This is a genomic window from Algisphaera agarilytica (assembly GCF_014207595.1).
Classification (GTDB): domain Bacteria; phylum Planctomycetota; class Phycisphaerae; order Phycisphaerales; family Phycisphaeraceae; genus Algisphaera; species Algisphaera agarilytica.
The window spans coordinates 3,087,165-3,099,492 of the sequence record NZ_JACHGY010000001.1; the positions used below are offsets into that span (position 1 = coordinate 3,087,165).

At 62.2% G+C, this 12,328-nt stretch carries 12 protein-coding genes and 1 tRNA gene; 6 read left to right on the plus strand and 7 right to left on the minus strand.

Annotated elements, in window-relative coordinates:
• Positions 1-21: 21 nt before the first annotated feature.
• Entirely contained in the window at positions 22-1,227 is a 1,206-nt protein-coding gene (gene lhgO, locus HNQ40_RS13285) for an L-2-hydroxyglutarate oxidase (protein ID WP_184678310.1), read from the plus strand.
• A 79-nt stretch (positions 1,228-1,306) separates the two neighbouring features.
• Here lhgO and HNQ40_RS13290 read toward each other — a convergent pair whose 3' ends face one another.
• Positions 1,307-1,732, minus strand: coding sequence for a universal stress protein (locus HNQ40_RS13290; protein WP_184678311.1), 426 nt, complete (start codon positions 1,730-1,732; stop codon positions 1,307-1,309).
• A gap of 223 nt (positions 1,733-1,955) precedes the next feature.
• On the opposite strand from HNQ40_RS13290, the gene HNQ40_RS13295 reads away from it, so the two are divergent.
• Together HNQ40_RS13295 and HNQ40_RS13300 are read left to right on the plus strand one after the other, a co-directional pair.
• Complete coding sequence (locus HNQ40_RS13295) at positions 1,956-3,410, plus strand: sigma 54-interacting transcriptional regulator (protein WP_184678312.1); 1,455 nt, start codon at positions 1,956-1,958, stop codon at positions 3,408-3,410.
• A 127-nt stretch (positions 3,411-3,537) separates the two neighbouring features.
• Positions 3,538-4,455: a thioredoxin family protein gene (locus HNQ40_RS13300; RefSeq protein ID WP_221435530.1), complete on the plus strand. Its 918-nt coding sequence runs from the start codon at positions 3,538-3,540 to the stop codon at positions 4,453-4,455.
• Between the two features lie 38 nt (positions 4,456-4,493).
• Here the strand turns inward: HNQ40_RS13300 and HNQ40_RS13305 are convergent, their stop codons facing one another.
• From HNQ40_RS13305 to HNQ40_RS13315, 3 genes are all read right to left on the minus strand, one after another.
• The gene (locus tag HNQ40_RS13305; RefSeq protein WP_184678314.1) at positions 4,494-5,030 is read right to left on the minus strand and encodes an NUDIX hydrolase; all 537 of its coding nucleotides are present in this window, start codon (positions 5,028-5,030) and stop codon (positions 4,494-4,496) included.
• 64 nt (positions 5,031-5,094) lie between these two features.
• Positions 5,095-6,030 carry a DNA-directed RNA polymerase subunit alpha C-terminal domain-containing protein gene (locus HNQ40_RS13310; RefSeq protein WP_184678315.1) on the minus strand — a complete coding sequence of 312 codons (936 nt, stop codon included), beginning with the start codon at positions 6,028-6,030 and terminating at the stop codon, positions 5,095-5,097.
• Positions 6,031-6,137: 107 nt separating this feature from the next.
• Entirely contained in the window at positions 6,138-7,736 is a 1,599-nt protein-coding gene (locus HNQ40_RS13315) for an MFS transporter (RefSeq protein WP_184678316.1), read from the minus strand.
• A 254-nt stretch (positions 7,737-7,990) separates the two neighbouring features.
• Here HNQ40_RS13315 and HNQ40_RS13320 point away from each other — a divergent pair, with 254 nt between their 5' ends.
• Complete coding sequence (locus tag HNQ40_RS13320; protein ID WP_184678317.1) at positions 7,991-8,728, plus strand: PEP-CTERM sorting domain-containing protein; 738 nt, start codon at positions 7,991-7,993, stop codon at positions 8,726-8,728.
• A gap of 121 nt (positions 8,729-8,849) precedes the next feature.
• On the opposite strand, the gene HNQ40_RS13325 is transcribed toward HNQ40_RS13320, so the two are convergent.
• The 3 genes from HNQ40_RS13325 to HNQ40_RS13335 form a co-directional block, all read right to left on the minus strand.
• A complete protein-coding gene (locus HNQ40_RS13325) occupies positions 8,850-9,992 on the minus strand; it encodes a right-handed parallel beta-helix repeat-containing protein (protein WP_184678318.1) in 1,143 nt (380 codons plus the stop codon).
• Between the two features lie 5 nt (positions 9,993-9,997).
• Positions 9,998-11,269 (minus strand): right-handed parallel beta-helix repeat-containing protein, encoded by a 1,272-nt coding sequence (locus HNQ40_RS13330; RefSeq protein ID WP_184678319.1) that lies wholly within the window; start codon positions 11,267-11,269, stop codon positions 9,998-10,000.
• A 57-nt stretch (positions 11,270-11,326) separates the two neighbouring features.
• A tRNA-Thr gene (locus HNQ40_RS13335) sits at positions 11,327-11,399 on the minus strand.
• 79 nt (positions 11,400-11,478) lie between these two features.
• Between HNQ40_RS13335 and HNQ40_RS13340 the strand changes: the two genes are divergently transcribed.
• Both HNQ40_RS13340 and HNQ40_RS13345 read left to right on the plus strand, forming a co-directional pair.
• Entirely contained in the window at positions 11,479-11,922 is a 444-nt protein-coding gene (locus HNQ40_RS13340) for an NUDIX hydrolase (protein ID WP_184678320.1), read from the plus strand.
• Positions 11,923-12,018: 96 nt separating this feature from the next.
• On the plus strand, positions 12,019-12,300 hold the full coding sequence (locus HNQ40_RS13345; protein WP_184678321.1) for a hypothetical protein: 282 nt from the start codon (positions 12,019-12,021) through the stop codon (positions 12,298-12,300).
• Positions 12,301-12,328 lie beyond the last annotated feature (28 nt).

Consider the following 12,328-nt stretch of genomic DNA (forward strand, 5'->3'; position numbering starts at 1 on the left):
GGAAACCGAGAGCAATAACGGATGTCCACGCCCACCCACGACGTCGCGATCATCGGCGGCGGGATCGTCGGCCTCGCCACCGCCTACAACCTCACCCAGCGCGACCCTGATCTCAAGGTGACCATCCTCGAGAAGGAAGCCCAGCTTGCGCACCACCAGACCGGGCACAACTCGGGCGTGCTGCACAGCGGGATCTACTACAAGCCCGGCTCGCTCAAGGCGATCAACTGCCGGGCGGGCAAGGCGGCGATGCAGGCCTTCTGCGACGAGCACGACATTCCTTACAAGCTCTGCGGCAAGGTCATCGTGGCGACCCACGAGCGCGAGCTCCCCAAGATGCAGGACATCTACGAACGGGGCCAGGCCAACGGCGTGAGCTGCGAGTTGATCTCGGCCGAGCGTTGCAAGGAGATCGAGCCACATGCCGCGTCGATCGGCGCGATCCATGTGCCCGAAGCGGGGATCGTGGACTACAAGCAGGTCTGCGAGAAGATGGCCGAGCTGATGCGCGACGCGGGACACGGCGTGCGGACCTCGGCGAAGGTGACGGCGGTTAGGCGCGTGGGCGACGAGAGCGTGGTCGAGACCACGGGGGGCGAGGTGAATGCCAAGCTGGTCGTGAACTGTGCGGGCCTGCAGTGCGACCGGGTGACGAAGATGACGGGTGTGAAACCCGCGGCGCAGATTGTGCCGTTCCGCGGCGAGTACTTCGATCTGAAGCCTGAGGCCGAGCATCTGTGCAAGACGCTGATCTACCCGGTACCGGACCCGGCGTTCCCGTTCCTGGGCGTGCACTTCACGAGCATGATCCACGGCGGCGTCGAGTGCGGACCCAACGCGGTGCTGGCGCTCGGCCGGGAGTGCTACGGCAAGTTCCAGGTGCACTTCCCCGACTTGTTCGAGTCGCTGACCTACGGCGGCTTCCTCAAGATGGCGGCCAAGCACTGGAAGATGGGTCTGGGTGAGATGTGGCGCAGCTATTCGAAGAAGGCGTTCGTCAAAGCGCTGCAGCGGCTGATGCCCGAGATCGAGGCGAAGCACCTGACGCCTTGCCCTTCGGGCATCCGGGCCCAGGCGGTCACGGCCGACGGCGGGCTGGTCGACGACTTCCTGATCGACGAGGCGGCGGGCGTGGTCAACGTGAACAACGCCCCGTCCCCCGCGGCGACGGCGTCTTTGAATATCGGGAAGTTGATTGCCGAGAAGTTGGAGACGCGGCTGGGGTGATGGTTAGGAAGGCGCGGCGGAGCCGCGACGCTTAGTGACTATGCGATTGACCCAACCCCCAACCCCCAAATCCCTGATCTCAGATCAACCCGTTCCAGTTGGCGGGGCACAGCAGCACGGGCATGTCGGCCTGGCGGATGATGTTGGCGGGCACGTCCCCGGCGATCAGGCGTTTGAGCACGCCCTTGCCGGTGAGGCCCAGCACGATCATGGTGCACTCGCGGGCCTTGGCGGTGTTGAGGATGGCCTTGGCGGTGTCGTCGGAGAACAGCATCACGCCCTCGGTCTCGATCCCCGCCTCGCGGAGCTCGTCGACGATGAGCTTGAGGGTGTGCTCGCCCCGCTGGGTGGCGTCGGACTCGTGTTCGTCCTCGTCGTGCAGGGTGGTGACGTGGGACACCAGGACCTCAGCGGACAGACGCTTGGCGAGGTCGGCGATGGGCCCGGCCAGTTTTTCACTGGCCCAGGGCGAAGACACCGCGACCAACATCTTGCTCTTACTCAAATCTGGGCTCCAAAAGGCGTTCCGCCGTGCCTTTATGGTACCGGGAGGGCGGTGGGGGGGTCAAAATTGAGGCACTAGGCGCTCGGGGTTAGGCGCTAGCAAAGGCATCCATCCACAAGACCCTTACCGCCCAACGCTTGCGTCTGCCTAGCGCCTAACCCCGAGCGCCTAGCGCCTAATCCCCCACTGAAATCTCCACGCCCCGCGCCTAAACTACCCCGATATGCCCTCCCCCCAACACCCCACCCCCGCCACCCTCGGCCAGCTCCGCGAAACCGATTACCGCTACCGCAGCGTCAAGCAGGAGCTCCGCGAAAACCTCATCGCCCGGCTGAAGGATGGGCAAGAGGTCCTGCCCGGCGTGCGCGGCTACGAACACACCGTCCTGCCGCAGATCATCCACGCGGTCTTCTCCCGCCACGACATGCTCTTCCTCGGGCTGCGGGGCCAGGCCAAGACGCGGATGATCCGCATGCTGCCCTCGCTGCTGGACGAGTGGTGCCCGATCATCAGCGGGATCGAAATCCCCGACGACCCGATCCAGCCCATGACCACCATCGGCAAGCGGGCGGTCGCCGAGGCGGGCGACGACACGCCCATCCGCTGGCTGCACCGTGGCGAGCGTTTCCACGAGAAGCTGGCCACGCCGGATGTGACCATCGCCGACCTCATCGGCGAGGTGGACATCGTCAAGCACGCCGAGGGACGCTATCTCAGCGACGAGTCCACGATGCACTTCGGGCTGATCCCGCGCACCAACCGCGGCATCTTCGCGGTCAACGAGCTACCCGACCTCTCGCCCCGTATCCAGGTCGGCCTGTTCAACGTACTCGAAGAGCGCGACATCCAGATCCGCGGCTACCCCATCCGTCTGTCGCTGGACGTGTGCCTGGTCTTCAGCGCTAACCCCGAGGACTACACCAACCGCGGCCGGATCGTCACGCCGCTCAAGGACCGCATCGGCACCGTCGTCCGCACCCACTACCCCAAGACCATCGACGAAGCGATCCAGATCACCGCCGACAACGCCTGGACACACCGCAACGGCGAGCAGCACACGCCCGGCGACAAGCTGCCCCACGTCGTGATCCCTCGCTTCATGCACCAGGTGATCGAAGAAGCGGTCAGCGCCGCCCGCAGCTCGACCCACATCAACCAGGCCTCGGGCGTCAGCGTCCGCACCTCGATCGCCTGCGTCGAGAACCTGGTCAGCTCGGCCGAGCGTCGCGGGCTGCTCACCGGCGAGTCGACCGTCGCCACCCGGGTTTCGGACCTGGCCCACGTGCTCGCCTCGACCCGGGGCAAGATCGAGCTGCTCATGGCCGACGACGGCGAAGACACCGAAGACAAGCTGGTCGAGTCACTGCTGGGCGAAGCGGTCAAGACCATCTTCGATCAGGTCGCCGACATCGACGAGTTCGAGTCGCTCAGCGATCCTTTCGATGAAGGTCTGCGTCTCACGCTCGGCGATGACGTTGCTGCGGAGTCGGTGATCGCGTCGATGAAGCACGTCGACGGCCTGCTCGAAGCCGCCGCGGACATGGCTGAGCGTCTCGAGGTCGACGCCCAGGACCCGCAGATGCTCGCCGCGGCGGGTGAATTCGTGCTCGAGGCGCTCTACGTCCACAACCGCCTGACCAAGACCGTCCGGGCGGCGGGCAATCGGTATAGCCGGTGACGATAAAACCCGGAAGTTTTGGGCTGATTGATAGATACATCGAGTGAATGGGCCGTTTTGGGCGATATTCAAGGGGAATATTCTTTCGGGAAGGTGTGTTATGAACATGAAACCGAGAATAATTGTCATGCTGAAAACTTTTCCCATTGCGATAGCTTTACTCCTCTTGGTCGGATTCTTTGTGATTCCGAGTTATGCGGTGGACAAAGAATGGTCCATCGATATGGAATTGGCCCAGTCCGAGGCCGAGGCTTCCGACAAGGACATCTTTCTATATTTCACAGGATCAGATTGGTGTGCACCGTGTATGTACATGAAGGACAAGATCCTAACGACGGATACCTTTCTGTCGGCGGTTCCCCAAAGCTTCGTTTTGGTTGAGATTGATTTTCCTCGGACGTTTAAGCTCCCTTCGGAGCAGTTGAAACAAAACGACGCCCTCGCGGAAAAGTATTTCGTGGAGTATTTCCCGACCATCCTCTTGGCTGACGCGGACGGGCGTCCTTATGCAACGATGCGTGAAATGATGGTCAGCCCCGAGGAATATGTTGAATATGTCCAGGGGCGGCAGTTGATTAGGGCCGAACGAGATCGCGCATTCTCGGAGGCTGAGTTACTGGTTGGTACGGCTAAAGCTTCCGCCTTGGATCGGGGCTTGCAAGCCATGGGCATGGAGATCGCGTTGCGATATTACCCAGAGACCATTGATGAGATTGTGGCTCTCGATAGCGACAACTCGCTTGGGCTGCGTGAAGGCTACGAATTAGCGTTAATGGAGATGGCGGTCGATGCCGAAACCAGAGATGCGATCAGGGTATATCAGGAGGGTTATCTCGCAGACGCGGCAATGCGTTTCGAACGTATCCTCGCACAGTATCCACTGCCGGGCGGCGAAGCACAGGTCCTGCGAGCAACGTTGGGGCAGATTTACTATGAGATGGGCCGGAAGGACAAGTCTCGCTTGGCGTTTCAGCAGGCCATCAAGGACGCCCCGGATTCCGCGGTAGTCCCTCAGATCAAAACGCTCATGGATCGGATAGAGTAGGCCGGTTCTGGCTTCGATCCCGGTAAAGAACGAACAACCTAACGCCCTACGTCCAGCGGCTTACTGGGCCAGGGGTTACCCAACAACTCAGGTAAGAGGGTGGAGAGCTTCGACGGCGCGAAGCGATGATCCGATGCCGCGATTTCTGCAGCGCTCCACCAGCGGTGTTCGTGGAGGTCGGTGACTTCGTAATCCATCATGCCCGCGGTGTCGATGGCGGGCTGGCTCTCGGTCAGGCGTAGCGGGAAGTAACGCTCGTGCTGGCGGAAGTGCTTGTGGCCGTAGCGGATGTCGATCGTCCGGGTCCAGACGCACGGGCCGATCCGCGTATCGCCGTGCGAAACCAAGCCTTCGCCCTCGACCAGCCCGGTCTCTTCACGCAGCTCACGCCGGGCCGCGTCTTCAAACGATTCGCCTTCGTCGAGCCCGCCGCCGGGCGTGATCCAGAACGGCGAACCGCTGACCGGATCGACGAACCGAAACATCAACACCCGCCCGTCGCGGTCGAGCAGGAGCACGCGCGCCGCCTGGCGGATCGGCCGGTCGAGCTGGGTCGGGTGGGGCGGTTCGGTCATCGGAAAAACAGAAGGCCCAGCCGTGGTGCGGCCGGGCCTTGGGGTGTTGAGGATGAAGCGGCGGTCAGGCCTCCAGCGTACGCAGGCCCAGGCCCATTTCGGTGAGCCGTTCGCGGATCTCGACGAGGCTGGTCATGCCGAAGTTCTTGACGCCCATCAGCTCGGCCTCGGTCTTCATGACCAGATCGCCGATGCTGGTGACGCCCAATAGCGCCAACGCTTTGCGGGCACGGACGCTGAGGTTCAGTTCGTTGACCGATTTCTCGAGCATGCCGTTCTCGTCGCCGACTTCGCTCTTGAGTTGGTCGTAGACCTGTTGCTTGACCTCGGCTTGGTGTTGCTCGACGGCTTGGCCGAGCTTCAGGCCCTTCTGGGCGAGCATCGACTTGATCTCGTCGAGGCTGGCGTCGCCGAAGTTCTTGAAGCTGCGGAGCTCGGCCTCGGTGACCTTGAGCAGGTCGCCCAGCGTGCGGATGTTCATCTTCCGCAGGGCGTTGCGGGTGCGGACCGAGAGCTCGAAGTCGGTGACGGGCGTGTCGAGCAGGGCGTGGTGCTTCTCGTTGCGCTTCTCTTGCTCGTCGTCGATGACCATCGCCTTGGAGGCGAGGATGTCCTTGATGTACAGACGGGCCCGGCCGTGGTTCGGGTCGGTGGCGAGCACCTGACGGATGCAGCGCTCGGCCTGGGCGTACTTGCCGCGGTCTTCGTAGGCGACGGCCAGGTTCACCAACGCGTTGAGCTGGGGCTTCTCCTGCTTGGCACACTCTTCGTAGAGGTGCAGCGCTTCGTCTTCCTCGCCCAGCAGGTCGAGGTTGTAGGCGAGGCGGAAGCAGTTTTCGGTATCTTCGGGGTCGGCGGTGTACGCGGCTTCGTACTGCTCGATCGCGGAGATGCGGTCGCCGGCCTGCTCGGCTTCGAAACCCGCATCAAAATACTTGCGGGCGGTGGCGGTGTCGCGGAATTCGGAAGTGTCCAGCGTGGCGGCGGATTCATCGCTCATGGGTCGGATGGCCTTAGATCGTGGAATATCGGGGAGGTTGGGCGAATTGAAAAGTTTAGCCCATCGCGTGAACCCGGGCAAACCCCCCGAGCCGCGACGGCTGTTCATCACGCCGTGCCCGGCTCGTCTTCCGCTCCGCCCTCGGCCTCCAGGGCCGCGTGGCGTGCATCGAGTTCCTCGCGGACCTTGGCCATCTTCGCTCGGGACAGCGGGTAGAGGGCCAGGACGAAGAAGACGATCACCATCGTGCCCATCTGGGTGAAGATGTAGGTCCCACGCAGCAGGCTGAGCGTCTCGGGCGACTGATCGCCGCCCAGATCGGCATCGAAGCCGACGAAGTACTGGAGCATGACCCCGCCGATCACGGTGGCGAGGGTGATCGACAGCTTGATCATCCAGTTGCCCAAGGCAGCGATCATGCCCTCGCGGCGACGCCCGTTCTTCAATTCGTCCCAGTCGGCGACGTCGGCCCGCATCGAGAGGATCAGCACCCAGTAGCCGGTCTCGGCCAGGGTCAGGAACGGGCGCGACACCAGCGTCAGGTAGGGCCGGCCGGGCAGGTAGGTGATCCACCATGAGGCGGCGGAGAGGAACAGCACGACGACGCAGCCCATGATCAGCGGCTTCTTGTCGATGCGCTTGGACAGGATCTCGATGATGAAGGCACCCAGGATGCCGAAGATCAGGCCGACGAGGCTGTGGTAGAGGCCGAGGAATGCCCCGCTCTTCACATCGCCGCCCTCGATGTAGTAGGTGTTGACGTAGAAGCCCAGCACGGCGTTGGACGACAGGCCGAGCAGGTAGAGCGCGATCGAGCCCATCACGATCATGAACGGCGGGTTACGCAGCAGCGACCAGACGGTCTTGAACGGGTTTTCGCCTTTCTGTTTCTGCGCGACTTCCGCAAAACGCTCTTTGCAGAAGAACGCGGGCAGGACACCCGAGATCATGATCATGACCCCCGCACCGACGGCGACCCAGGGGATGGTCCGGGCGAGGTTTTCTTCGGTCAGCTTTTCCTTTTGTTTCTCGAGGGCTTCGCCGGCGAGTTGCACCGCATCCAGGGCCATCTGTTGGTCGGCGAGCAGGGCGGCGATCCAGGTCGCCAACGGGAGCATTGCCCAGATACCCATGTCGAAGATGCGCATCAGGTACGTGCGGAACGTGAAGAGCTTGGTTTTCTCGACGTAGTCCTGCGTCAGCTCCATGCCGAGCGATTCGTAGGGCACCGACAGCAGCGAGTAGCTGGTGTAGTAGATGATCAGGGCGACGGTCAGCCAGGCAAACATCTGCCCCTCGGACCAGCCCCCGGGGACGAGCCAGATGAGCGGGAACACGATGCCGGTGAGGATCGCGCCGACGAAGATGAACGGACGGCGTCGGCCGTACCGGCTCTTCCAGTGGTCGGAGATCGAGCCGACGGCCGGGTCGTTGATCGCGTCCCACAGCCGGGCAAAGCCCATCGCCAGCGAGACCTTGGCGGGACTCAGGCCCATGACCACGTTGAAGAACGGCAGCAAGAACTGCTGGATGCCGAACTGCGCGAAGTGGTCCGACACCACGCCCATCGCGTAAGCGGATTTTTCGCCGATAGGGATGCGGTCTTTTTCCGCGACTTGGTGAGATTCAGAGCCCGAGTCCTGGCCCACCGAAGGGGCGGTGGTGGCTGGAGAGTCGTCTTGCTCGTGAAGAGGTTGGTCAGTCATGTCGCGGGGTCCGAGGAATCAGAAGGGGCGTGAGCGTGGCCGCCTATGGTAGAGAATTGTCAACTGTATACAAATAGCACTGATTATGTACTTTAATTTAATCGAGTTATGGGAGAGATTGTGCTTGGTGAGGATTGTCGATTGATTACAATAACTCTTACCCCCTATTCGCTGTCTGGCGAGGGCCTCACGCCCACGCGATTCAGTCCCGCATCCAAGCTGTTCGTTTCTGTTTCAAATCCGAGGAGTTCCCCATGGCCGCTGCTGTCAGAGTCTTTGTTTTGGCTGGTTTTGTTGTTTGCGCGCTTTTCACTGAGGCGTCCGCCCAGAAGATCTACAACGAAAGCGGCGGCGTCGTCGTCATGGAAATGGAAAGCACCGAGTCCCCGTTGGGCCAATGGGGGTTCATCGGCCACGATGCCGATTCGACCTACCCCACCGGCGCCTTGGGCACCGGTCACCTCGAATACCAGGGGCCGAACTCCTATGGTTCGCCCGGCTCCAGGCTTCAATACCAATTCAAGATCAACCAGTCCGGCAACTACACCCTCTGGTTCCGGGCCCACAAACGCCTGCTGGGCAATGAGCCGGACAAAAACAACGACGCGTACGTCAAGCTGGAAGGCGACTTCACCTCCGGCAACCCCGAGGTGCCCACTTGGCCACTGAAACGGGATACAAAGCTGTACGGCGGGAAAGAGGACGGCTGGGGCCTGGCCTCACGCCTAGACGGCAACGGCGTGCATCACAAGGCGCCGATCTACAACCTCACCGCCGGCGAGATCTACACCATGTCGATCTCCGGCCGATCGAACCGCTTCAACGTCGACCGCATCATCCTCACCCACGAAGACACCGGCTACCGGTGGAACCGAACCACCGAGCTCCTGCCCGAGTCATCTTTTTTGCCCGTACCCGAGCCCGCCAGCGCGGCGTTGTTTGTCCTTGGCGCCGGTGCCTTGGCGCTGCGTCGCCGTCGTGCCGCCGCCTGATGATGTCGTGATACATCCCCGCCCCCTCCGCGTTTAGCGGGTGACGCGCAGCGTCCCACGCCCGGCAGCCTCCATGGCCGGCGCGTGGCGCTTCGTGCCGCCCGCTAAACGTTTTTTGGGCTTATGTCCCGACGGGATCGTCTAGCAGTTTCCAGCCGCCGTCTTCATCAAACTCGATGTTGGGCTTCACGTAGGCGTTGTCCTTGATGATCGTACCGGTGTGCCCGCCGTCGTCGCGGACGCCTTCCTTGCTCGAGGCGTGGTACATCGCGTTGTCGGCGATCACGCAGCCCGACAGGTTCTTGGCGATGATGCCGAAGTACGGGTAGGGGTAGGTGAAGTCGTGCTCGGTGCGGTTGTACCAGCCCCAAAGCGTGTTGCCGGTGACGGACGTGCCGTTGCAGCCTTCGAGCAGCACCTGCGAGCACTGGTCGTCTTGCTTGTCGACGCCGCTGCTGCGGATGAGGTTGCCGCTGACGGTGTTGGCGACCGAGTTTTTGAGGTGGACGCCGGGGCCGAAGTTGTGGTCGAGCGAGCAGCCGGTGATCTGCATCGAGTTGCTGCCGTTGAAGTAGATGCCGCCTTGCTTGTTCCACTCGATGCGGTTGGCGGTGATCTTGATCGATGCTGCGCCGAAGAACTTCAGCGCTTCTTTTTCTTCTTCGCTCATGTCGTCTGGGGCCTGGCCGCGGGCAAACAGACCGTAGCCACCGTTGGCCGAAACCTGGCAGTCGATGATCCAGCCGTCGTAGCCGCTGGTGAGGTCGATGCCGTGCCCGCCGTTGAACATGATCAGGCTGCGTCGCACGCCCAGGACCCAGGCCCGCTCGAACCGGATGCCCGAGCCGGTGAAGTGCTCGATCCGGCAGTCCTCGATCATGTTGTGCAGCTCGTTGCCGCGGTTGCGGGTGTAGATGCCGTGCATCGCTTCGCCCTGCTTGCGCCCGTCGAGGGTCAGGCCCAAGATGCGGGTGCCGCGGATGTCGTCGAGATCGAGGAAGGCGTTGGCGTCGCCCGACAGCGCCGCCAGCGTCGTGCGTCCCTTGAAATCGGGGTCTTTGTCGTCCCGGTCGAGGTAGCCCCACGACGAATGGCCCATCAGCGTCACATGGCTGGGCACCTTCAGCGGGTGGGTCAGGTACGTCCCCGTAGGGAACCATAGCGTGGCCTCGCCCCCGGCCGCCGCGTCGAGCGCCGCCTCGATCGCCTGGGTGTCGTCGGTCTGGTTATCGCCTTTGGCGCCGAAGTCTTGGACGTTGAGCATTCGGCCTATTCTGCCGGGGCGTCGTCAGGAAGCAACTCGAACCCGTCGTCGGTGAACTTGAGGTTCGGCTTCACGTAGGCGTTGTCGCGGATGACGGTGTTGGTGTGCCCGCCGTCGTCACGCACGCCTTCCTTGCTCGCCGCGTGGTACATCGCGTTGTCCGCGATGACCGATCCGCTGAGGTTCTTCGCGATGATGCCGTAGAAGGGGTAGGGGTAGTCGAAGCGGTACTCGGTGCGGTTGTACTTGCCCCAGAAGGTGTTGCCGGTGACCACGACGCCACGCGAGTCTTCGAGCCAGAGGTGGCTGCACTCGTCGCCTTTCTTCTCGACGCCGCTGCTGCGGAAGAGGTTGCCGACGATGGTGTGGCTGATGCCGTTTTTCATCTGCATGCCCGGGCCGAAGTTGTGGTCGATCGAGCAGCCGGTGATCTGCATGGAGTTGGCGCCGTTGAAGTAAATCCCGCCGGCGCGGTTCCACTCGATGCGGTTGGCGGTGACCATGATCGAAGCACCGCCGAACCAGCGGATCGATTCGCGTTCTTCGTCGGTGAGGTCTTCGTGCGGTTCGCCGGCGATGTACAGCCCCCAGCCCTTGTTGCCGGTGAGCATGGTGTCCATGATCCAGCCGTCGTAGCCCGAGGTCATGTCGATGCCATGCTCGCCGTTGAACGCGATCATGCATCGGCGGACGCCCAGCAGCCAGGTGCGCTCAAACCGGATGCCCGAGCCGGTGAAGCCTTCGATCCGGCAGTCCTCGATCATATTGTGTAGCTCCGAGCCGCGGTGCCGCATGTAGATGCCGTGCATCCGCTCGCCCTGTCGCCGGCCGTCGATCGTCAGGCCGACGATGCGCGTGCCGCGGATGTCGTCGAGGTCGAGCAGCGCCCGCGCATCACCCGACAGCGCCGCGAGGATGGTCTTGCCGCGGAAGTCGGGGTCCTTGTCGCCCTTGTTGCCGTAAGCCCAGGCCGAGTAGCCCAGCAGGGTGATGTGGTTGGGCACCTTGACCGGGTGGATCATGTAGATGCCGTGCGGGAAGTAGACGGTGCCTTCGCTCTCGGTCGCGGCCTGCATCGCGTCGAGCAGGGCCTGGGTGTCGTCCGTTTCGCCGTCGCCCTTGGCCCCGAAGTCACGGATGTTGAGAAACGCCGCCGTCTCCGGCGGGGCGGTCTCGGCCGAACCCGCCGACACCCCCGACTCCACCCTCGGCTGGGTGCACCCCGAAAGCCACACCACCGACAACACCAAAACCGACACGCATAGGTTCTTCATCATGCGTGAAGTGTACCCCCGGTTTTTTGCCTCGGCCGGGTTGGTGGGCCCCGAAATCAAAGCCACCTGCCGGAATCGAACCGGCAACCTGCGCATTACAAATACGCTGCTCTGCCAATTGAGCTAAGGTGGCGTGGCGATAGTGTAACCCCCGGAATCGGGGTTTGCGATGAACAGCCCGGACCGCGGGAGAACTCTGCTATCGTGCCCGCATGGCGACCCCCGACTTCATCCTGGCGCTGCGTGAAAAAGTCGGCCACGACCTGCTCTGGCTCAACGGCGTAGTCGCAGTGGTGGTCGACGACCAGGGCCGGGTGCTTCTGAACAAGCGGGCGGACACCGGCAGCTGGTCGCTGATCAGCGGCATCCTTGAGCCCGGCGAGCAACCCGACGAAGCCCTCGAACGCGAAGTCCTCGAAGAGACCGGCGTCACCATCCGGGCCTCCCGCCTCCTCGACGCCTTCACCTCCCCCATCATCGAATACCCCAACGGCGACCGAGCCCAATATCTGACCGTCGCCTACCGCTGCGACGTCGTGGCGGGCGAGCCGAGAGTGAACGATGATGAATCCCTGGAAGTACGCTTCGTGCCACGGCAAGAGATGCCGAAGTTGCGGGACGACTTGCAGCGCGTTGTCGACTTGGCCTTTTTGTAAGATCCAATACGTTACCGCATTCGGGGCATCGTAATTATCCCTGGCGTATCGAACTATCTATTTTTCCACAGCAGGCCCGAAGGGAGTCGTCGTTTGATGAATGAATCGACACCGGACTTTAAGGGCAGGGTGGTATGCGTGACGTTGGCCGACAAGGCGATCAGTGAGGGGACGTATATCTTGGATCCCTACTTCGAGATCCAAGCGGGGCGAGTTTTCCTCGTGGGAAACTTGACTAGCAATTGGAAGAACCTAGCTGGAAACACGATTGCGATCGCGTGGGATCGTGTCGATAGCTATATCGTCGCGGATTCAATCGAGGAATTTCAGAAGGCGTTTTCAAGCAACGATCAAAACGACCGAGGTGCTGAGGAGTGATATGAATTCCCCTGGAATTATTTCGAAA